General features: G+C 68.2%; 22 protein-coding genes and 1 riboswitch. Of the genes, 16 read left to right on the forward strand and 6 right to left on the reverse strand.

Going from position 1 to position 20,472, the window contains the following annotated elements; all coding sequences use genetic code 11:
* The 3 genes from QZ471_RS11925 to QZ471_RS11935 all read right to left on the reverse strand — a co-directional run bounded on the left by QZ471_RS11925 (position 1) and on the right by QZ471_RS11935 (position 1,740).
* Complete coding sequence (locus QZ471_RS11925) at positions 1-834, reverse strand: metallophosphoesterase (RefSeq protein ID WP_295463935.1); 834 nt, start codon at positions 832-834, stop codon at positions 1-3.
* Positions 835-902: 68 nt separating this feature from the next.
* A complete protein-coding gene (locus tag QZ471_RS11930) occupies positions 903-1,271 on the reverse strand; it encodes a YggL family protein (RefSeq protein WP_059227978.1) in 369 nt (122 codons plus the stop codon).
* Between the two features lie 139 nt (positions 1,272-1,410).
* Positions 1,411-1,740: a four-helix bundle copper-binding protein gene (locus QZ471_RS11935; RefSeq protein ID WP_295463938.1), complete on the reverse strand. Its 330-nt coding sequence runs from the start codon at positions 1,738-1,740 to the stop codon at positions 1,411-1,413.
* A 97-nt stretch (positions 1,741-1,837) separates the two neighbouring features.
* Positions 1,838-2,033, forward strand: a riboswitch (cobalamin riboswitch).
* A gap of 94 nt (positions 2,034-2,127) precedes the next feature.
* Here QZ471_RS11935 and cobO point away from each other — a divergent pair.
* From cobO to QZ471_RS11990, 11 genes are all read left to right on the forward strand, one after another.
* Positions 2,128-2,754, forward strand: a complete 627-nt coding sequence (gene cobO, locus QZ471_RS11940; RefSeq protein ID WP_295463940.1) for a cob(I)yrinic acid a,c-diamide adenosyltransferase — start codon at positions 2,128-2,130, stop codon at positions 2,752-2,754.
* Positions 2,748-4,046: a cobyrinate a,c-diamide synthase gene (locus tag QZ471_RS11945; RefSeq protein WP_295463942.1), complete on the forward strand. Its 1,299-nt coding sequence runs from the start codon at positions 2,748-2,750 to the stop codon at positions 4,044-4,046. The genes cobO and QZ471_RS11945 overlap by 7 nt, the downstream gene beginning before the upstream one ends.
* A complete protein-coding gene (bluB, locus tag QZ471_RS11950; protein ID WP_295463944.1) occupies positions 4,043-4,693 on the forward strand; it encodes a 5,6-dimethylbenzimidazole synthase in 651 nt (216 codons plus the stop codon). The genes QZ471_RS11945 and bluB overlap by 4 nt, the downstream gene beginning before the upstream one ends.
* The gene (gene cbiB / locus QZ471_RS11955) at positions 4,690-5,598 is read left to right on the forward strand and encodes an adenosylcobinamide-phosphate synthase CbiB (protein ID WP_295463946.1); all 909 of its coding nucleotides are present in this window, start codon (positions 4,690-4,692) and stop codon (positions 5,596-5,598) included. Before bluB ends, cbiB begins: the two co-directional genes overlap by 4 nt.
* A complete protein-coding gene (gene cobD / locus QZ471_RS11960; protein ID WP_295463948.1) occupies positions 5,591-6,580 on the forward strand; it encodes a threonine-phosphate decarboxylase CobD in 990 nt (329 codons plus the stop codon). Before cbiB ends, cobD begins: the two co-directional genes overlap by 8 nt.
* Positions 6,577-8,028 carry a cobyric acid synthase gene (locus QZ471_RS11965; protein WP_295463950.1) on the forward strand — a complete coding sequence of 484 codons (1,452 nt, stop codon included), beginning with the start codon at positions 6,577-6,579 and terminating at the stop codon, positions 8,026-8,028. The genes cobD and QZ471_RS11965 overlap by 4 nt, the downstream gene beginning before the upstream one ends.
* A complete protein-coding gene (gene cobU, locus QZ471_RS11970; protein WP_295463952.1) occupies positions 8,029-8,550 on the forward strand; it encodes a bifunctional adenosylcobinamide kinase/adenosylcobinamide-phosphate guanylyltransferase in 522 nt (173 codons plus the stop codon).
* Positions 8,547-9,605, forward strand: a complete 1,059-nt coding sequence (cobT, locus tag QZ471_RS11975) for a nicotinate-nucleotide--dimethylbenzimidazole phosphoribosyltransferase (protein WP_295463954.1) — start codon at positions 8,547-8,549, stop codon at positions 9,603-9,605. Before cobU ends, cobT begins: the two co-directional genes overlap by 4 nt.
* A complete protein-coding gene (gene cobC, locus QZ471_RS11980; RefSeq protein ID WP_295463956.1) occupies positions 9,598-10,149 on the forward strand; it encodes an alpha-ribazole phosphatase family protein in 552 nt (183 codons plus the stop codon). Before cobT ends, cobC begins: the two co-directional genes overlap by 8 nt.
* Entirely contained in the window at positions 10,149-10,880 is a 732-nt protein-coding gene (locus tag QZ471_RS11985; protein WP_295463958.1) for an adenosylcobinamide-GDP ribazoletransferase, read from the forward strand. The genes cobC and QZ471_RS11985 overlap by 1 nt, the downstream gene beginning before the upstream one ends.
* 164 nt (positions 10,881-11,044) lie before the next feature.
* Positions 11,045-13,195 carry a bifunctional diguanylate cyclase/phosphodiesterase gene (locus QZ471_RS11990; protein WP_295463960.1) on the forward strand — a complete coding sequence of 717 codons (2,151 nt, stop codon included), beginning with the start codon at positions 11,045-11,047 and terminating at the stop codon, positions 13,193-13,195.
* Between the two features lie 6 nt (positions 13,196-13,201).
* Here the strand turns inward: QZ471_RS11990 and QZ471_RS11995 are convergent, their stop codons facing one another.
* Positions 13,202-14,131, reverse strand: coding sequence for a LysR family transcriptional regulator (locus tag QZ471_RS11995; protein ID WP_295463962.1), 930 nt, complete (start codon positions 14,129-14,131; stop codon positions 13,202-13,204).
* Positions 14,132-14,233: 102 nt separating this feature from the next.
* Here QZ471_RS11995 and QZ471_RS12000 point away from each other — a divergent pair, with 102 nt between their 5' ends.
* Positions 14,234-15,253: an NAD(P)-dependent alcohol dehydrogenase gene (locus tag QZ471_RS12000; protein WP_295463964.1), complete on the forward strand. Its 1,020-nt coding sequence runs from the start codon at positions 14,234-14,236 to the stop codon at positions 15,251-15,253.
* A gap of 54 nt (positions 15,254-15,307) precedes the next feature.
* Here QZ471_RS12000 and QZ471_RS12005 read toward each other — a convergent pair whose 3' ends face one another.
* Entirely contained in the window at positions 15,308-16,615 is a 1,308-nt protein-coding gene (locus QZ471_RS12005) for an outer membrane protein transport protein (RefSeq protein WP_295463966.1), read from the reverse strand.
* A 284-nt stretch (positions 16,616-16,899) separates the two neighbouring features.
* On the opposite strand from QZ471_RS12005, the gene rnd reads away from it, so the two are divergent.
* From rnd to QZ471_RS12020, 3 genes are read left to right on the forward strand one after another with little or no spacing between them, the layout of a single operon-like run.
* A complete protein-coding gene (gene rnd / locus QZ471_RS12010; protein ID WP_295463968.1) occupies positions 16,900-18,054 on the forward strand; it encodes a ribonuclease D in 1,155 nt (384 codons plus the stop codon).
* Complete coding sequence (locus QZ471_RS12015) at positions 18,051-18,353, forward strand: YcgL domain-containing protein (RefSeq protein WP_295463970.1); 303 nt, start codon at positions 18,051-18,053, stop codon at positions 18,351-18,353. Before rnd ends, QZ471_RS12015 begins: the two co-directional genes overlap by 4 nt.
* The gene (locus QZ471_RS12020) at positions 18,350-19,291 is read left to right on the forward strand and encodes a D-2-hydroxyacid dehydrogenase (RefSeq protein WP_295463972.1); all 942 of its coding nucleotides are present in this window, start codon (positions 18,350-18,352) and stop codon (positions 19,289-19,291) included. The genes QZ471_RS12015 and QZ471_RS12020 overlap by 4 nt, the downstream gene beginning before the upstream one ends.
* Here QZ471_RS12020 and QZ471_RS12025 read toward each other — a convergent pair.
* On the reverse strand, positions 19,276-19,872 hold the full coding sequence (locus tag QZ471_RS12025) for a nitroreductase family protein (protein WP_295463974.1): 597 nt from the start codon (positions 19,870-19,872) through the stop codon (positions 19,276-19,278). The genes QZ471_RS12020 and QZ471_RS12025 overlap by 16 nt on opposite strands.
* A 136-nt stretch (positions 19,873-20,008) precedes the next feature.
* Here QZ471_RS12025 and QZ471_RS12030 point away from each other — a divergent pair, with 136 nt between their 5' ends.
* Complete coding sequence (locus QZ471_RS12030; RefSeq protein WP_295463976.1) at positions 20,009-20,458, forward strand: YcgN family cysteine cluster protein; 450 nt, start codon at positions 20,009-20,011, stop codon at positions 20,456-20,458.
* Positions 20,459-20,472: the final 14 nt, after the last annotated feature.

Below are 20,472 nucleotides of genomic sequence, written 5' to 3' on the forward strand. Positions count from 1 at the left end.
TCAGGTCGAGGCCAGGGCGTCTTGGGCTGCCTGCCAGCGCAATTCGTGCCGTTCGCCGACCACGAAACGATCGCCCTGAAAATCCCAGCGCTCCACGTCAACCGTCTTTTCCGCGCCTTCGCCGACCAGCAGGCGATTGAAGGAGTTGGGCGAGGTGCCGCGGACGCGGGAAGACAGAGCGGTACCAGCCTGGACGATCCAGACCTCGCGGGGTAGGGCCGGGTACTGGCGGCTCAGCGGCAGGACGTAGGGCAAATGGATGTGCCCACCCATCACCAGGTCCAGTCCGGCATCGGCCCAGGTGGCCAGGGCCTGGTCGGCGTTGTGCTGCAGGTTGCTCAGGTCGCTGAGTTCGAGAGCGCCGAACGGCTGGTGGGCAATGACGATGCGCAGCTTCGCGGGTCCAGCGCGGTGCAGACGCTCGGCCACGCGCTCGATCTGCTCAGGGCTCACCGCGCCATCCTTGTGGCGTTGCGGGGCGGTGGTGTTGAGACCGACCAGCAGCAGCTCGTCGTTCTCGAAACTGGGCTCCAAGTCCTGGCCGAAGTGGCGGCGATAGTTGCCATAGGGCGTCAGGAAGCGAGCGAAGACGTTGTACAGCGGCAGGTCGTGATTGCCCGGGATCACCAGGGTGCGGGGAATGCCATAGCTTTCCAGGCGTTCGACGAAGGTCTTGGCGGCGGCGAATTGTTCGCGGCGGGCGCGTTGGGTGATGTCCCCGGAGAGGATGAGGACATCGGCGCCGTGTTCGCGGACATGGGCCTCCAGGGCCGCGACCACAGCGGGTTGCTCGGTGCCGAAGTGGGTATCGGAGATTTGCAGGAGGGTCGTCATGAGGACCTGGTTTCCAACGGATTCCCCTTTACGACCGCAACGGGCGCCAAGCTATCCGGCGAGTCTAGTTAGACTTCGCCGTCGTGATGCCAGGCATCATGCAGTTCGCTGGCGCTGGCTTCACCGACTTCGGCGCGGGCCTTCAGCCAGTCCAGCAGCGCGGTACGGTCTTCCGCGGTGGGCGAGGTGTAGCGCTTGTTGGCCATGATGGTGCCTTCGACCCAGGCGTTGTCGAAGCCGCCGATGTAGTCCAGCTTGCGCTCTTCGACGTAGTCGATGAAGTCGCCCAGGAAGGTGTCCAGATCGTCTTCGCTGAGTTCGTTCTTGAAGCTCACCTTGATTTCGAAGGCCAGTTCCTGGAATTCGCCCAGGTATTGCTTCTTGCGCAGGCGACGCTTCATGCGGCTCAAACGGGGATCTTGGTTGGTATCGGTCATGGCGAAGGCCTGGATGTCGATGAAAGGGCGGGCATTATCCCTGGCGTCGGTCGCTAATGCCAATGCCGACCGCGTTAGCGGCAGGTCGGCAGGCACCTTTTGGCTGCGACCAGAGCGCGCACTACCAGCTTGAGCGCTCTCAGGCCGCCATGGCCGCGCAGGCCTCGGCACAGGCTTCGCAGGCGCGGGCACAGGCCTGGCAGTGGTCGGCCTTGTGCTTGCCGCACTCTGCGGCACAGGCGCGGCAAGTGGCCAGGCACAGGGCGCAGGCTTCGGCGACGCGGTCGCTGCCGCGCTGCATGAAGGTGGCGGCCAGGCGACAGGCGTCGGCGCAGTCACGATCCAGGCGAATGCAGTCGCGCATCATGTCGACATGGGCTTCGCTCAGGCAGGCGCTGGCGCAGGTTTCGCAGGCCGCGGCGCAGTCGAGGCAGGCCTTGATGCAGGCGGCGAGGGTGGCATCGGTCATCCGGTAGCTCCTTACGGTGGGTGCCTAGGGTGGACCCATTCGCCAGACGTCGAGTTCGAGCCGAGCGATCGATTGACGCTCTCCGGGCTAGTCCGTACCCTGCGCCCTTGCACGTGGTGCCCCGCCTGAGCCGGGGTGAAACAGGGAAGCCGGTCGAGCCGGCGCTGCCCCCGCAACGGTAGTTGAGTAGTAGCTGCGCGACACCCACTGGCCCCGGCCGGGAAGGGGCGCAGTGGATGCCCCAGGGTATCGACTCACCAGCCCGGAGACCGGCCACGCTTGCGTTCATCTCGGCGATGCGGAGGGCGTCGCGCGGCGTCGTCACCTGCCTTGTGCGGGCGGCGTCTCTGCCCTTTTCTCCGCCGCGCCCGCATCCGGAGAACCGCCATGACCGATACCCCCGATACTTCCAGCGATGAGCGCGACGAGCGCCACCGGGCGCGCATGGTGCGCAAGAAGGCGGTGATCGGTGCCCGCATCGCCGACGCCCAGGAGGAACGCGGCCTGCTGCTGGTGCATACCGGCATCGGCAAGGGCAAGAGCAGCTCGGCCTTCGGTATGGCGGCACGCGCCCTCGGCCACGGCATGAAGGTGGGGGTAGTGCAGTTCATCAAGGGCCGTCGTGACACCGGCGAGCAACTCTTCTTCAAGCGCTTCCCGGACGAGGTGCGCTACCACGTCATGGGCGAGGGCTTCACCTGGGACACCCAGGACCGTGCCCGCGACCTGCAATCGGCTGCCGCGGCCTGGGCGGTGGCGGTGGAGCTGCTGCGCGATCCGGCCATCGGCCTGGTGCTGCTGGACGAACTCAACATCGCCTTCAAGCATGGCTACCTGGACGTCGACCAGGTGCTCGCTGACCTCGCCGGGCGTCCAGCCCATCAGCACGTGGTGGTCACCGGCCGCGGCGCTCCGCCGGCGTTGGTCGAGGCCGCCGATACCGTGACCGACATGAGCCTGGTCAAGCATGCCTTCCAGGCCGGCGTCCGCGCCCAGCAGGGCATCGAATGGTAGGGGCAACGCGGCATTGCCCGGCGCTGCTGATCGCCGCCCCGGCCTCCGGCCAGGGCAAGACCAGCGTCACCGCCGCCCTGGCCCGGCTGCACGCTCGTCAGGGCCGACGAGTGCGGGTATTCAAGTGCGGTCCGGACTTCCTCGACCCGATGATCCTCGCCCGCGCCAGCGGCGCGCCGGTCTACCAGCTCGATCTCTGGATGATCGGCGAAGCCGAGAGTCGGCGGCTGCTGTGGGAAGCGGCGGGGGAGGCCGATCTCATCCTCATCGAAGGGGTCATGGGCCTGTTCGACGGTCAGCCCTCCGCGGCGGACCTGGCCGAGCGCTTCGGCGTGCCGGTCTTGGGGGTAATCGACGCCGCCGGCCTGGCGCAGACCTTTGGCGCCCTGGCCTATGGCCTGGCCCACTACCGGCCGAGTCTGCCCTTCGCCGGGGTGCTGGCCAATCGCAGTGGCAGTTCGCGGCAGACCCAGTTGATCCGGGGCAGCCTACCGGCGGGTATGACCTTCTTCGGCAGCCTGCCGCGGGATGCCGGCATCGAACTACCCAGTCGCCATCTCGGGCTGATCCAGGCCGACGAGGTCACCGATTTGGATCGCCGTCTCGACGCCGCTGCCGACGCCCTGGCGGCCAGTTCCGATATCGAATTGCCGCCACCCGTAGCCTTTGCCGCCCCGCAGCCAACGTCCGTCGAACCGCTGTTGGCCGGGGTGCGTATCGGCGTGGCACGGGATGCGGCTCTGGCCTTTATCTACCAGGCCAACCTCGATCTCTTGCGCGCCTTGGGCGCCGAGCTTTCCTTCTTTTCCGTACTCGCAGATAGCCAACTGCCCGAGGTGGATAGCCTCTATCTGCCCGGCGGCTATCCCGAGCTGCACCTGCAGGCACTGTCCAACAACCTGGGCATGCGCGCGGCCATCCGCGCTCACCACGCCGCCGGCAAGCCGATCCTGGCCGAATGCGGTGGCATGCTCTATCTGCTCGATGAACTGACCGACAAGGCCGGTGAGTCCGCCACCATGCTCGGCCTGCTGCCGGGCAGCGCGCGGATGCAGGCGCGGCTGACCGCCCTGGCGTTGCAGTCGGTGGAATTCGAGCAGGGCACCCTGCGCGGCCACACCTATCACCATTCCGCCCTGGAGTCCCCGGAAGCGCCCTGGGCGCGCGGGCTGTGCCCCAATGGCAAGGCGGTGGCCGAGGCGGTCTACCGCGACGGTCGCCTTACCGCCAGCTATATTCACTTCTACATGCCGTCGGCACCCGCCGCGGCCGCCGCGATGTTCAAGCCGTGACCACGACGCCCTATACCCCCGCCGAACGAGCCGCCGTCTACCGAGCCATTGCCGAGCGCCGCGACATGCGGCATTTCTGCGGTGGCGAGGTGCCCGCCGAACAATTGGCGCGCCTGCTGAGCGCGGCTCATCACGCGCCCAGCGTGGGGCTGATGCAGCCCTGGCGCTTCCTGCGCATCACCGATCCGGCCTTGCGCCAGCGGCTGCACGAGCTGGTGGAAGAGGAGCGCTGTGCCACCGCCGAGGCCCTTGGCGAGCGCAGCGACGAGTTCATGAAGCTCAAGGTGCAGGGCATCCTCGATTGCGCCGAAGTGCTGGTGGCGGCCCTCATGGACGGCCGTGAAACCCACATCTTCGGGCGGCGTACCCTGCCGGAGATGGATCTCGCCTCGTTGTCCTGCGCCATCCAGAATCTCTGGCTGGCGGCGCGCTGCGAAGGCCTGGGTATGGGCTGGGTCTCGCTGTTCGAACCGGAAGCCGTGCGCAGCCTGCTGGGGATGCCCGAAGGCTCCCAGCCGGCGGCCATTCTCTGCCTGGGGCCGGTCGAGGCCTTCTATGAGCGGCCGATGTTGGAAGAAGAGGGCTGGCGGCAGGGCCGTCCCCTGGAAGAACTGGTCTTCGAGAATCGTTGGGGCCGGAAACCATGATGTTGGCGTTCACGGTGGTGGTCGGGATGCTGCTCGACCTCCTGCTCGGTGAGCCGCGGCGCGCCCATCCCCTGGTGCTGTTCGGGCGCTTCGCCGACGGCCTGGAGGCGCGTCTCAATCCCGGGGGTCGCGGCTGGCGCAGCCACGGAGTCATGGCCTGGAGTCTTGCCGTGCTGCCCTGGGTGCTGCTCACCGCCTTGCTCTGCCAGATCGGCTGGCTGGCCTGGATCATCCAGCCGTTGGCGCTCTACCTGGCCATAGGGCTGCGCAGCCTGGGCGAGCATGCCGAACCGGTGGCACGCGCCCTGCAGCGCAATAATCTGCCGGAGGCACGGCAGCGGGTCGGTTACCTGGTCAGCCGTGAAACCGCGGAGCTGGACGAGACCGCCGTCGCCCGCGCCGCCACCGAATCGGTGCTGGAGAACGGCAGCGATGCCGTCTTCGCCGCGCTGTTCTGGTTCGCCCTGCTCGGCGCGCCGGGCGTGGTGCTCTATCGCCTGGCCAATACCCTGGATGCCATGTGGGGCTATCGCACCCCGCGCCTGGAGCGCTTCGGCTGGGCCGCGGCGCGTCTCGATGACGTGCTCAACTATATCCCCGCGCGCCTGGTCGCCCTGACCTACGCCGGACTCGGCCGCTTCTGGAACGCCATCGAATGCTGGCGCACCCAGGCACCGTTGTGGGACAGCCCCAACGCCGGTCCGGTGATGGCCGCTGGCGCCGGTGCCCTGGGCGTGAGCCTGGGCGGGGCGGCGCGCTACCACGGTGAGTGGCACGAGCGTCCTGTGCTCGGGCGCGGCCCGGCACCGACCTTCCTGGCCATCACCCGAGCCCTCAAGCTGGTCCGCCGCGGTGCCTGGCTATGGACAGCGCTGATCGCCCTGGGAGGGTTGCTGCTTGCTTGAGCACGGCGGTCGATTGCGCCGCGCGGCGCGTACTTACGATATCCCCTTGGCAGACTGGCTGGACCTGTCCACTGGACTCGCGCCCTGGCCTTGGCCGCTGCCGGAGATTCCCGCCAGTTCCTGGGCGCGCCTGCCCGAGCCCGACGATGGCCTGGTGGAGGCTGCCTGCGCCTACTACCGTGCACCTATCGCTTTGCCGGTGGCAGGCTCCCAGGCCGCCATCCAGGCGCTGCCGACCCTGCGGGCACCCGCGCGCATCGCGGTGCTCGCCCCCTGTTACGCCGAGCACGCCCTGGCCTGGCGTCGCGCCGGGCACGAGGTGCTTGAGCTGAGCGAGGAGCAGATCACGGCCGGACTCGATTCGCTCGACGTGCTGGTGGTGGTCAATCCCAACAATCCCACCGGACAGCAACTACCGCCCGCGCGGCTGCTGGACTGGCACGGTCGGCTCGAACGGCGCGGCGGTTGGCTGGTGGTCGACGAGGCCTTCATGGACCCGACGCCAGACCTGAGTCTGGCGCCCTACAGCGATCTGCCCGGGCTGATCGTGCTGCGCTCCTTCGGCAAGTTCTTCGGCCTGGCTGGCCTACGCCTGGGCTTCGTGCTCGCCGCGCCCGATTTCCTGGCGCGCCTCGACGAGTACCTCGGTCCCTGGACGGTGAATGGCCCGAGTCGCTATCTCGCCCGGCAGGTGCTGGCGGATGTCGCGGCGCACGAGTGTCAACGCACGGCCTTGCTCCAGGCCGGCGATCGGCTGGCGACCCTGCTCGCCGCCCACCACCTGCCGCCCAGCGGCGGCTGTGCCTTGTTCCAGTTGCTGCGCCGCCCGGACGCCGCGGCCCTGCATGAACACCTGGCGCGCCAGGCGATCTTCACCCGGCTGTTTCCCGCCCTGAGTGCCCTGAGATTCGGCTTGCCCGCCGACGAGTCCGGCTGGCAGCGCCTCGACCAGGGCCTGGCCCGCTACCGGAGTTCCTCATGAGTACCTTGATGGTGCAGGGCACCACCTCCGACGCCGGCAAGAGCACCCTGGTGGCCGCGCTGTGCCGCTGGCTGTATCGCCAGGGCGTGAGCGTGGTGCCCTTCAAGCCGCAGAACATGGCGCTCAACAGCGCCGTGACCGCCGACGGTGGCGAGATCGGTCGCGCCCAGGCGGTCCAGGCTCAAGCCTGCGGACTCGCCCCGCATACCGATATGAATCCGGTGCTGCTCAAGCCCAACACCGATGTCGGCGCCCAGGTGATCATCCATGGTCGCGCCGTCACCAGCATGGACGCCAAGGCCTACCACGCCTACAAGCCCATCGCGCGCGAAGCCGTGTTGGCCTCCCATGCCCGGCTGGCGGCGCAGTATCGGGTGGTGCTGGTGGAGGGCGCCGGCTCGCCGGCCGAGATCAACCTGCGCCAGGGCGACATCGCCAACATGGGCTTCGCCGAGGCGGTGGACTGCCCCGTGCTGTTGGTGGCCGACATCGACCGCGGCGGCGTCTTCGCCCATCTGGTCGGCACCCTGGACCTGCTCGAACCCAGCGAGCAGGCGCGCGTCGCCGGTTTCATCATCAACCGCTTCCGCGGCGACCTGGCCCTGCTGCAACCGGGACTGGACTGGCTGGAAGCGCGCACCGGCAAGCCGGTGCTCGGCGTGCTGCCCTATCTCCACGACCTGCACCTGGAAGCCGAGGATCGCCTGGCCACCGGCCAGGTCGCCAAGCAGGGGCCGCGCCTGCGGGTGGCGATACCGGTGATGCCGCGGCTGAGCAATCACACCGATTTCGACCCACTGCGCCTGCATCCCCAGGTCGAGCTGCTGTTCGTGCGCCAGGGCGAAGACCTGCCGGCGGCGGACCTGATCATCCTCGGCGGTTCCAAGAGCGTGCGCAGCGACCTGGCCTTCCTGCGCGCCCAGGGCTGGGACACGGCCATTGCCCGTCATCTGCGCTACGGCGGCCGGGTGCTGGGTATCTGCGGCGGTTTCCAGATGCTCGGCGAGTGCATCGCCGACCCTCTTGGCCTGGAAGGGACACCGGGCGATAGCGCCGGTCTGGGGCTCTTGGCCATGACCACCGAATTGGCGGCGGAAAAGCAGCTGCGTAACGTGCGTGGCTCGCTGTGCGACGGCGGGGCCGAGTTCGTCGGCTACGAGATCCATGCCGGCGTCAGCCAGGGCCCGGCGCTGGAGCGCCCGGTGCTGCGCTTCGCCGATGGCCGGGTCGACGGCAGCCTCAGCGCCGACGGCCAGGTGCTGGGCACCTATCTGCACGGCCTGTTCGAATCGCCCGCGGCCAGCGTCGCGCTGTTGCGTTGGGCCGGCCTGGCCGAGCCCGAACAGCTGGACTACCACGCCCTGCGCGAACGCGATCTGGAGCGCCTGGCCGATCTGGTCGAACACCACTTGGACACCGGGCGCCTGCGCGCCCTCTGCGAGCTCTAGATGCGCGAATTCATCCTCGGCGGCGCTCGCTCCGGCAAGAGCGCCCTGGCCGAGCGCCTGGCCGCCGAGTCCGGCCTCGCCGTCACCTACATCGCCACCGCCGGCGGCAGCGACGCTGAGCTGGCGCGGCGCATCGAGCGCCATGCCGCCCGCCGGCCGGCGCACTGGGCGCTGGTGGAGGAACCCCTGGCGCTGGCCGAACGGCTGCGCGCCCTGGCCGCGCCGGACGGCTGCCTGCTGGTGGACTGTCTCACCCTCTGGCTGACCAACCTGCTGCTGCTCGACGATCCCCAGCGTCTCGACCAGGCCTGTGCCGAACTGCTCGATGCCGTGCCGCAGTTGCCTGGCCGACTGATCTTCGTCAGCAACGAAACCGGCCTGGGCGTCGTCCCGCTGGGCGAGCTGACGCGGCGCTACGTCGACGCCGCTGGCGAATTGCACCAAGCCCTGGCTGCGCGTTGCGACCGCGTGGTACTGACCGTGGCCGGGCTACCCCTCATCCTCAAAGGAACCCCGCTATGAGCATGCCCTGGTGGCAAGGACCCTGCCGCCAACCCGATACCGCCGCCGCCGAGGCTGCGCGCCAGCGGCAGGCGGTCCTGACCAAGCCGAGCGGCTCGCTCGGCGACCTGGAGGCGTTGGCCATCCAGATGGCAGCCCTGCAGGGCACCTCCCGGCCCGTGTTGGAGCGCACGGCCATCGCCGTCTTCGCCGGCGACCACGGGGTCGTGGAGGAGGGCGTTTCGGCCTATCCGCAGGCCGTCACCGCCGAGATGGTGCGCAATTTCGTCCGCGGCGGGGCGGCCATCAGCGTGCTGGCCCGGCAACTCGACGCCACCCTGGAAGTGGTCAACCTGGGTACCGTCACGCCCCTGGAGGCGCTGCCGGGGGTGATCGACCTGCCGTTGGGCCCCGGCACCGCCAACTTCACCCTGACCGCGGCCATGACCCACGAACAGTGCCAGGCCGCGCTGCAGGCCGGCCGCGATGCCGTGCTGCGCGCCCGGGCGCACGGCGCCGACCTGTTCATCGGTGGCGAGATGGGCATCGGCAATACCACCGCCGCCAGCGCCCTGGCCAGCGTGCTCCTGGATACCTCGCCCCAGGCCCTGGCCGGCCCGGGCACCGGTCTGGACGCCAGCGGCGTGGCACGCAAGGTCGCGGTCATCCAGCGCGCCCTGCTGCGCCACGGCGAAGCGCTACAGGATCCCTACGAACTGCTGCGCCGGTTGGGCGGCTTCGAGCTGGCGGCCCTGACCGGTGCCTACCTGACCTGCGCCCAGCAGGGCCTGCCGACCCTGGTGGACGGCTTCATCTGCTCGGTGGCGGCGCTCTGCGCCCTGCGCCTACAACCCGATACCCGGGACTGGCTGCTGTTCGCCCACTGCGGCGCCGAACCCGGCCATGCCGCCGTGCTGCTAGCCCTAGGCGGCGAGCCCATGTTGGACCTGGGCCTGCGCCTGGGCGAGGGCAGTGGCGCGGCCCTGGCCGTTCCCTTGCTACAGCTGTCCTGTCGCCTGCACAGCGAGATGGCGACCTTCGCCGAAGCCAGCGTCTCCGACCGTGCCCATGACTGATTGCTGGCTGCTGCGCCATGGCGTTACCGAAGGTCCGGAGGGCTTTCGCGGTCGCCTTGATCCGCCACTGTCGGCGCAGGGCTGGGCGCAGCTGCGCGCGGCCGTCGCCGAGCTGCCACCGTTCGCCCTGATCCTGAGTTCACCACAGCAGCGTTGTGCACGTTTCGCCGAGTGGCTGGCGGCGGAGCAGGGCGCCACGCTGCACCTGGAGCCAGCGTTACGCGAGCTGGATTTTGGCGAGTGGGAAGGACGTAGCGCCGCCGACCTGATGCAGGAGCAGGCCGAGGCCCTCGGGCGGTTCTGGGCCGATCCCTATGCCTATACGCCGCCCGGGGGCGAGCCGGTAGCCGCCTTCGCCGAACGGGTGCTCGGCGCCGTGGCGCGCTGGCAGCCGCGGCTGCAAGAGCGGCGCAGCCTGATCGTCACCCATGGCGGTGTGATCCGTCTGCTGCTGGCCCGCCAGCTCGGTCTTGCGCCCAAGGACCTGCTGCAGGTCGAGGCGCCTTACGCGACGCTGCAAGCGTTGACGCTGGAGCCCTGCTGATGCCCTTGCCGCTGCTGATCGCCGTGCAATTCCTCACCCGCCTGCCGGTTCGCCTGCCGGGGATGCCGCCGCCGGAGGCCGTGGGCCGCTCGGTGCTCTGGTATCCGGTGGTGGGCTTGCTGCTCGGGGGGCTGCTGAGCCTGATCGCCTGGTTGGGGGCGGGGAGTGGAGTGTTCCTGCAGGCGGCGCTGGTGCTGGCGGGTTGGGTGATGCTGACCGGCGGCCTGCACCTGGACGGCCTGGCCGATACCGCCGATGCCTGGGTCGGCGGCTATGGTGATCGCGAGCGCACCCTGGCGATCATGAAGGACCCGGCCTGCGGCCCCATGGGCGTGCTGGCGCTGCTGTTGACCCTGTTGCTCAAGTGGAGCGCCCTGGTCGTGCTGCTGCCGCAGTCGTCCAGCTGCCTGTGGCTGGCCCCCCTGGCCGGGCGCCTGGCGCTGCCCTGGCTGCTGCTGACCACGGCCTACGTCCGCCCGGGCGGACTCGGTGAACTGCTCAGTCGCCACCTGCCGCGGGCGACCCTGCGCGGGGTACTGGTCGGCGGCGCGGTGCTGTTGCTGCTGTTGCCCCTCGGCGGATTCGCCCTGATCGCCACCGCCGCGATCGCGCTGCTGGCGCGCCGGGCCTTCCGCCAGCGCCTCGGCGGCACTACCGGCGACACTGCCGGGGCCCTGCTGGAGCTGAGCGAAACCGCGGTGCTGGTCGTCCTGGCCTTGGTGGCGCACTGAAAATACTCGGCCTAACTGTGAGATGGCGGGAAGTTTGCCACCGTGCGCCTTGAAGCTTGCCCCGTTAACCGCTAAGAAGGCCTGTGGTATCGCCCTGATGCGACAGCCACCCAAGACACGCGCGGGTCCGGAGGGAGTCGTCGTCAGCAGGACAAGGAGCCCTAATGCCCGGTGCGTATTCGCGCGCGGATTCGGCCAAGGAAATCGCCGCCGAACCCCGCCTTCGTTTCAAGCCTCGCAGTCTGTTCGCCAAGTTTCTGCTGGCCTTCATCCTGGTGGATGCCCTGGGCACCACGCTGTTCACCCTGCACAGCTATCGCCAGGCGCGTGACGTCAGCAGCCAGAGCATCGACTACCGGTTGATGAGCGCTGCCCTGGCCTTGCCCGAGATCCTCGGCGAGGACTACCTGGCGCAACTGCAGGATCCCGCGCAAGCCGATCCGCAGCGCTATCACCGCACCCTCGTGACCCTCGATCGCTATGCGCAGAAGGCGGGTCTGGCAGCGCTCTACGCCTTCGTCGAGGATGGCGACGAGTTCCGCTTCATCATGGACTCGGCCAGCGAAGAGGACATCCGCATCGGCTACTACGGCGACTATCGCCAGGTCTACGAGCAGGCTCCGCCGGAGCTGCGCGCGGTGTTCACCGATCACCAACCCCGTTTCGCCGAATACCAGGATGGTTTCGGTAATTTTCGTTCCCTGTTCCTGGCCGTTCCCGGCCGGGACGGGCAAGTGGTCGTCATGGGGGCGGATATGTTCATGGAAGGCATAGCAGCGGCGGAGCGCTCGGCGCTGCTGGAGTCGCTGCTCATCGGGGTGCTCATCTTCGCCTTGGGTGCGCTGGTCGCGCGCATCCTGGCGGGAGCGCTCAATCGCTACCTGCTGCGCCTCGGGCAGGCTACCGAGCGCATCGCCGACGGCGATTACCAGCTCGGGCTCAAGGAGGGGCGAGATCCGGTGGGCCGCCTGGGGCGGGCCATGAACCAGATGGGCGCCGCCCTGGCCGCCCGGGAGCGCCGCATCAGCCAGCTGGCGTTCCGCGACATGCTGACCCGGCTGCCCAACCAGACCCGCCTGGTGCTGGAGCTGCGCCAGCGCATCGAGCAGGCCCCCCTGGGGCGCTTCGCCGTGCTGCTGCTGGATGTCGCCAACTTCCGTAACATCAACGAACTGCTCGGCCAGGAAGGCGGCGACAAGATCCTCCGTCATCTGGCCCGGCGCCTCAGGGTCGCGGCGCCGGAGGAGAATGGCGTGGCCCGGATCGGTGCCGACACCTTCGTGCTCCTGCTGCCCTGGTTCGATGCCGGCTCCGCCGAGGCGGCGCTGCTCTCCCTGCGCAACCTGGTGGAAAAACCGGTGGTCAGCGGCAATCAGCGCGTCTCCCTGCGCATCACCTTCGGCATCGCCTGCTATCCCGAGCATGGCGAGGGTGCCGAGGGGCTGCTGGCCAACGCCGAGACCGCCCTGCAGGAGGCCCGGCGGCGACAGCTGCCCTATGCCTTCCACGACCCGGAGCAGGAGCGCCAGCGCCAACTCGGCATCGCCCTGCTCGATGCCCTGGACCTGGCTGTGGATCACGATCAGCTGCGGCTCTATCTGCAGCCGAAGATCTCCCTGGCGGACGGGCGCATCGCCGGTGCCGAGGTACTGATCCGCTGGCAGCACCCGGAACTTGGTCTGCTTGGGCCGGAGGTCTTCGTCGGCATCGCCGAGCAGAGTCGCAAGATCTGCGACATCACCCTCTGGATTCTCGAGCGCTGCATGCGGCTGCAGCGCGATTGGCCGCTGGGCTCGCTCACGCTCAACGTCAACCTCTCGCTGCTGGATCTCGAACATCCGGCCTTCATCGGCCGCATCGGCCGCCTGCTCGACGAGACCGGCGCCATCGCCCAGAGCTTCTGCCTGGAAATCACCGAGTCGCGCGCCATGAGCAATCCGGTCCAGGTGCTCGACTGTCTGAGGCAACTCAAGGCGATGGGCTTCGAACTGGCCTTGGACGACTTCGGCGCCGGCCATTCCTCGCTGGCCTGCCTGAGCAGCTTCCCCATCGACGAGTTGAAGATCGACAAGCAGTTCATCGAGCACTCTCAACTGCCGGGCGATCAGGAAGTCATTCGCCTGCTGGTCCAGTTGGGTCAACTGCGCGGGCTGCGAGTGGTGGCCGAAGGGGTGGAGACGCCCGAAGCTGCCGCCTTGCTGACGGCCATGGGCTGTGACCAGTTGCAGGGGCTGCTGGTGGCTGGCCCCATGCCCAGGGAGGTGTTCGAGGCCTGGTACGGCGCGCACCAGGGGCGCTGGGCGGTGCTCGCCTGAGCGGGCTCAGGGCTGGCTGACCGCCGCCCCGCCGAGCAATGGCGGCAGGCGCTCCACCAACTCGTCCAGCACCAGACGCACCCGCAAGGGCAGTTGTCGCATGGCCGGCCAGATCGCCTGGATCTCGATGGGTTGGGCACGCTCGGCGAAGGTGAGGGCCACCAGTTCGCCTTCGCGCAGCGCCGCCTCGACCAACCAGCTCGGCAGACGCGTGACCCCGAGCCCCCGACAAGCCGCCTGGAGCATGGCCTCGAGGTCGTCCAGGAGCAGCCGGGCCGGTGGCCGGATCTCGAGCAACTTGCCCGCGGTGTCCTGGAAGGCCCAGCTCGCCCCTTGGGTACCGCGGCCATAGAGTACTGCCGGCTGCTGCGCCAGCTCGTCCAGGCTCTGTGGTGTGCCGTGGCGAGCCAGCCAGGCGGGTGCCGCGCAGACCACCATGAGATGCCGTCCCAGGCTGCGGCTCCGCAGACCGGGCGTATCGTCCAGCGAACCGCTACGGATGGCCAAGTCGATACCTTCCTCCAACAGGTCCACCTTGCGGTCGCTGAAGGAGAGCTCCAGTTGCAGGTCGGGCCAGCGCTCGGCCTGTTCCAACAGGATCGGCGCCAGGCAGCGGCGGCCCAACAGCACCGGCATGCTCAGCCGTAGCCGTCCGCGTGGACTCTGGTGGTCTCCGCCGAGTTCTTCCTCGGCACCCTCCAGTTCGGCCAGGATGCGCAGGCAGCGCTGATAGAAGAGCTCGCCCTCTGCCGTGAGTTTCTGGCTGCGCGTAGTGCGTTGGAAGAGCTGGACGCCCAGCTGTTCTTCCAGGCGCGCTACCGCCTTGCCGACCGCCGAGCGGGAAAGATGCAGCCGCTGTGCCGCGCTACTGAAGTTGCCCGACTGCACGGCCTGGACGAAGGCGGCGATGCCGCCCAGGGAGTCCGCTCTGATCATGGGATTGTCGTGTCTGGCTATTCGATCCTGAGAATTTGTCGCGCAACTGGCGCGCCGGGCTATTCAATAAGCTGTGCGGAACTACCCACCGAGGAAATTCCCATGCATCCGATCTCCGCCCGGCAATGGCAATTGCACGCCTATGGCGCCGCCCACCTCCGCCTGGTCGAAGCGCCCGTTCCCCAGCCCGCTGACCGGGAGGTGCTGGTTCGGGTGCGAGCGGTATCCCTCAACTATCGCGACCGTCTGGTGCTGGAGAACGGCATGGGCAGTCCGCTGCCTTTCCCCCTGGTGCCCGGTTCGGATCTGGTTGGCGAAGTGGTGGCACTCGGGGCAGGCGTTCGCCGGGTAGGGCTCGGCCAGCGGGTGATCAACACCTTCTGGCGCCACTGGCTCGATGAGCCCCTGCCGGGGCGGGCGCCCGATGCGGCCTTCGGCGGCGCGGAGCTGCCTGGCGTACTAGGCGAGTACGTGGTGATGCACGAGGACAACATGGTCGCCGCGCCGGAGACCCTGGACGACGCCGGTGCCAGCACCCTGACCTGCGCGGGCCTCACCGCCTGGCACAGCCTGCTGGAGGTCGGGCGGCTGCGAGCAGGCCAATGGGTGCTGGTACAGGGCAGCGGTGGTGTGGCGCTGTTCGCTGCCCAGCTCGCGCTGAGCCTCGGTGCCCAGGTGGTGCTGACCAGCGCCAGCGCCGAGAAGCGCGCCCAGGCACAGGCCCTGGGCGTCCAGCGAGTGGTGGATCGCAGCCGCCCCGATTGGGCCGAAGAGGTCTGGCAGGCCACCGGTGGCCGCGGAGTGGATGTCGCCGTGGCGCTCGCCAGCGGTGATCTGGGCCCGACCCTGGATAGCCTGGCGCCGGGTGGGGTGATCGCCATGGTCGGGGTGCTGGAAGGCTTCCAGCTGCAGGTTCCCTGCGCGACGCTGTTCGCCAAGCGCGCCCGCATCCAGGGCGTCAGTGTTGGCAGCCGTCGTGAGTTGGAAGACCTGATACGCTGGATCGACCAGGCAGGCATCACGCCCGTGGTGGCCGCTGAATACACCCTGGCCGAACTGCCCGCAGCCTTGGAACACCTGGCCCGCGGTGCCTTCGGCAAGGTGGTGGTACGTATGGCGTGAGCCGAACAGCACGAAGCCGCCTCGCGGCGGCTTCGTGACAGCGGAACCTGGCGCTTAGAAGCGGTAGGTCAGCTGGGCGCCCAGGCCGTGGGCGCTGTTGTCGTACTTGGCGCTGTAGCCACCGCGCAGGGCGTCGGGGGCACGGTTGACCTTGACGTTGTCTTCCCACAGGTAGGCGTAGGCCACGTCGATGGTCATCTCCTTGGTCGGGGACCAGCCCGCGCCCAGGGAGAAGGTCTTGCGATCGCCCACCGGGACGCGCACGTTGCGGTCGGCGTTGTCCACCGGGGAGGGGTCGATGGCCATGCCGGCGCGCAGCACCCATTGCGGATTCAGCTGATAGGCGGCGCCCACGGCGTAGGACCAGGTGTCCTTCCAGTTGAACTCCTCGGTGATCTCGCCCAGGCGGTTGCCCAGCACCGGCAGGGTGGGAGTGCCTTCGTTCTCCACGGTGATGGACTGCAGGCGGCTCCAGCGCGTCCAGGTGGCGCCGGCATACAGCGTCCAGGCGTTGTTCAGGCGATAGGTGAAGGAGGCGTCGGTGCTTTCCGGCAGGGTCAGATCCAGGCTGCCATCGTACTTGCCGTTGAGCCGGCTGAGGATGGAGTTGAAGGCCGGGACGGCGCTGCCGGCGCCGCTGACTTCGGTATGGCCCTTGAGTTCGTAGCTGACCTTGGAGTGATAGGTCAGGCCGAAGGTCAGGTCGTCGGTCAGGTCCGCCAGGACCCCGACGTTGAAGCCGTAGGCGGTGTCGTCGCCATCGATCTTGACCTGGGCATCGCCGCCACCGAAGGCACCGGCGCTCAGGTTGCTGTTCAGCTTGCCTTCGATGCGGTTGATGGTCGGACCGAAGCCGATGGAGACCTTGTCGGTGATCTTGTAGCTGACGGTGGGCTGCACGGTGATGACTTCCACCTTGCTCGCCTGGCCCTGGTAGCGGCCCTGGAAGGCGTGCTCGTAGTTGCTGATCAGCGCATAGGGCACATAGACGCCCAGGCCGAAGTGCAGGCGATCATCCACTGGCGTCACGAAGTAGCCGAAGGGCACCACCGAGTTGGGCACCATGTCGCCGTCGTTGGTACCGGGCACCTGCTGACCGTTGGCATAGCGGGCGTTGACGTCCTTGATGTCCACCTTGGCATGGATGTAGGCGCCACCCACGGACACTTCACGTCCCAGGCGCGACATGCCGGCCGGGTTGCCATAGATGGTGGAGGCGTCCTGCGCGGAAGAAGAGCGTCCGGCGAAGGAGGTGCCCATCCCGCTGATGCTCTGTTCGTTGATGGCCAGGCCGTTGGCCAGTGCATAGCCGGAAGCGCTCGAGACGGCCAATGCAAGTAGGGTGAGTTTTATTGTTTTCATGCTCTTGCAGCTCCATTGAAAGGCGAGAAGCGCTTACCTCCGCGGATTCCCAAGTCCGAGTGAGTACCTGCGCACACTCTGCTTTTAGCAGGCCGCGCTTACGAATACAAAAAAAACTATTCGGTCACGTTTGGTCCGGCGGGTTCATCGGGCGTTCAGCCGACGAACCCACCCGGAAAGACGCTGGAAGGCTCACCCGTCGGCTCGGGCGAGGCCCGTGACGAGAGCCGATGCCCGCCGGCCGGGTGGCTTATACTGTCGGCTCTCTTGCCTGGAGTGAGCCCTTGACTTCCACCCCCCACTGGATTCGCGACGACGCCTCGCTGGCGGCGCTCTGCCAGCGTTGCCGGACCTTGCCCTTCATCGCCCTCGACACCGAATTCATGCGGGTCGATACCTTCTATCCCAAGGCCGGCCTGATCCAGATCGGCGACGGCGAGCAGGCCTATCTGGTCGATCCCCTGTGCATCGGCGACTGGGCACCCTTTGCCGCGCTGCTGGAAGACGTCGGCGTGGTGAAGGTGTTGCATGCCTGCAGCGAAGACCTGGAAGTGTTGCTGCGTTTGACCGGAAGCCTGCCGCAGCCGCTGTACGACACCCAACTGGCGGCGGCCTACCTGGGTCTGGCGCACTCCATGGGCTATTCGCGGCTGGTGGCCGAGGTGCTGCAGATCGACCTGCCCAAGGACGAGACCCGCTCCGACTGGCTGCAACGACCCCTGACGCCCCTGCAGGAACGCTACGCGGCGGCCGACGTGACCCATCTGGTCGACGTCTACCAGTACCTGGACGCCCGCCTGGATGACCAGCGCCGTACCTGGCTGCTGGAAGACGGTGCCGAACTGGTGGCCAATCTGCGTCGCACCAGCGATCCCTGGGAGGCCTACCGCGAGGTCAAGCTGGCCTGGCGGCTGTCGCGTCAGCAACTGGCGGTTTTGAAAGTGCTCTGCCACTGGCGCGAGGTCACCGCCCGCGAGCGCGACCAGCCCCGTAACCATGTGCTACGCGAGCGCTCGCTGTGGCCGCTGGCGCGCTTCCAGCCTACCGACAAGCAGGCCTTGGCGCGCATCGACGACATGCATCCGCGCACCGTGCGCCAGGATGGCGATACCCTCCTGCAATTGATCGCCGAGGGTGCCGCCACGCCCGCCGAGCAGTGGCCGGACTTGCAGGGCGAGCCCTTGCCCCATGAGGTATCGCCGCTGCTCAAGGCCTTGCGTGCCATCGGCGAGCGTGATGCCCAGGCGCTGGGCATGGCGCCCGAGCTGATGCTGCGCAAGAAGGTGCTCGAAGCCCTGCTGCGCACCGGTTGGCCCGATGGCGAATACCGCCTGCCCGACAACCTGCGTGGCTGGCGTCGCGAGCGCTTCGGCCAGGCCCTTCTCGACCACCTGCAGGCGCAACGCACCACGCCGGCGCCCCTGGAAAACGCCCCATGAAATTGCTCTGCTCCATCTATCGCAGCCCGCGCAAGCCGGAAATGTACCTCTATGTCGACAAGCTCAAGGGCCTGAGTCGCGTCCCCGAGGGCCTGCTCACCGCCTTCGGCCCTCCGGCCCTGGCCTTCGAGTTCGTGCTCACCCCGGAGCGCAAGCTGGCGCGGGAAGATGTCGCCAAGGTCCTCGAGAACATCGACAAGCAGGGCTATCACCTGCAGATGCCGCCACCGGAGTTGGAACGCGACGACTATATCGAGCACCTGCCCGAAGAACTGCTGCGGCTCAACGATCCGCTATGACCGCCGTCCTGCTGCTGGAGTCCGAGCCAGCCGGCTACGTCGACGCCTGGCAGGCACAGGCCCCCGGCCTCGACCTGCGGGTGGCTCGGGATCTGGCCGAGGCCGAGTGCCTGGCTGGAGGGACATGCTATTGGCTGGGGCAGCCTGACCGGGCGGCGGACTTGCTGCGCCGTGGCGCCAAGCCGACCTGGCTGCAATCCACCTGGGCCGGCTATGCGCCGCTGCTGGCGGCGGATCTGCCTTGCGACTACCGCTTCAGCCGCGCCGTGGGGCTGTTCGGCCAGAGCATTGGCGAATACGTGCTCACCTACCTGCTGCAGCACGAGCGTCAGGTAGCCGCGCGCCAGCTCAGCCAGCGCGAGCGCCGCTGGGATACCCGGGCGCCGGGTACCCTGGCCGGGCGGCGTCTGCTGCTGGTCGGGGCAGGGGACATCGGCCAGGACATCGCCCGGCTGTTCGCGCCCTTCGGCCTGAGCATCACCGGTGTCGCCCGCAGTGCACGGACGATCCCCGGCTTCGCGCGGGTCGTGCCGCTGACGGCATTGCAGGAAGCCGCAGCCGCGGCGGACTTCGTGGTCAACCTGCTGCCGGACAGCCCCAGCACCCGGGATCTCTATGACGCGGACTTCTTCGCGGCCCTGCCCGCGGGCGCCCTGTTCATCAATGCCGGACGGGGCACCAGTGTGGTGGACGCGGCGCTGATCACGGCCTTGGCAAGCGGCCAACTGGGCGGGGCAGTGCTGGACGTGTTTCGCCAGGAGCCGTTGCCGGCCGAGCATCCCTTCTGGCAGGCGCCCAACCTGCAACTCACTGCCCATGTCGCCGGGCCTACGCCACCAGCGGCGGCCGTCCAGCTGTTCCTCGACAATCTCCAGCGCCTGCAACAGCGGCAACCCCTGCGCGGCGCCGTCGATCTCGCGGCTCAGCCGAGGGTGTAGGGACCGGCCACCGCCAGTTCTTCGATGGTCAGGCGTGGGCTGGGCAATTCGCGTCCCTGCAAGGACTCCGGCAGGCTGGCCTTGTCGCCCAGCTTGCCGATGGCCACCGCCAGCTCGACCTTGAACGCGGCCGGCACCTTGAGTTCGTGCTGGATGCCTTCGCGATCGATACCCGCCATGCCGTGGGCGTGCCAGCCGGCGTTGGTCGCCTGCAGCGCCAGATAGGCCCAGGCGGCGCCGGCATCGAAGCTGTGGCTGGGGAAGGGCACTTCCTCGCCGCTGCCGGCGCGGGTGTGGGTGGTCTTCGACAGGATGATCACCAGGGCCGAGGCGTGCTGGGCCCAGCCGCGGTTGAACTCGGCCAGCAGGCTGAGGAACAGCTCCCAGTGGGCATCGCCGCGGCGGGCATAGAGGAAGCGCCAGGGCTGGGCGTTGAAGGCGGAAGGCGCCCAGCGGGCGGCTTCGATGAAACCGAGCAGAGTTTCTTCTTCGATCTCGACCGGTGCGAAGGCGCGCGGCGACCAACGCTGCACGAATTGTTCATCGACGGGGTATTGCGGGGTACGGCTGCTGCTGGTCATGGCTTCACCACGGTGGGAAAGGAGAGTCCCGCACGGTAATCCGGCCGGGCGGAGCCGACAAGGGCGCGAACGGTGCTTGGCGCTGGCGGCGTGCGGCACTAGACTGCGCGCCCCCTTTCTTTGCACGACCTCTGCCATGGCCGCCATCACCCAGCCGTTCTGGAAGCGCAAGACCCTCGACCAGCTCGATGCCCAGGAATGGGAGTCGCTGTGCGACGGCTGTGGCCTGTGCTGCCTGCAGAAGCTGGAAGACGAAGACCATGGCGCCGTCTACTACACGCGCATCGCCTGCAAGCTGCTGGATCTCAAGACCTGCCAGTGCAGCCGCTACGCCGAGCGTACCCGCTTCGTCCCCGACTGCATCCAGCTCACCCCGGCCCAGGCCGACCAGTTCGCCTGGCTGCCGCCCACCTGCGGCTATCGCCTGGTGGCCGAAGGCAAGGACCTGCCCGAGTGGCACCCGCTGATCTGCGATGATCGCGAGGCGGTGCACAAGGCCGGCATCTCCCAGTCCGGCCGCATGCTCAGCGAGACCCAGGTAGCCGAGGATGACTGGGAAGACTATCTGATCTTCCGCGCCGGCTAGGCGCCGCCTAGGGC

The sequence above is a fragment of the uncultured Pseudomonas sp. genome, assembly GCF_913774235.1.
GTDB lineage: Bacteria > Pseudomonadota > Gammaproteobacteria > Pseudomonadales > Pseudomonadaceae > Chryseomonas.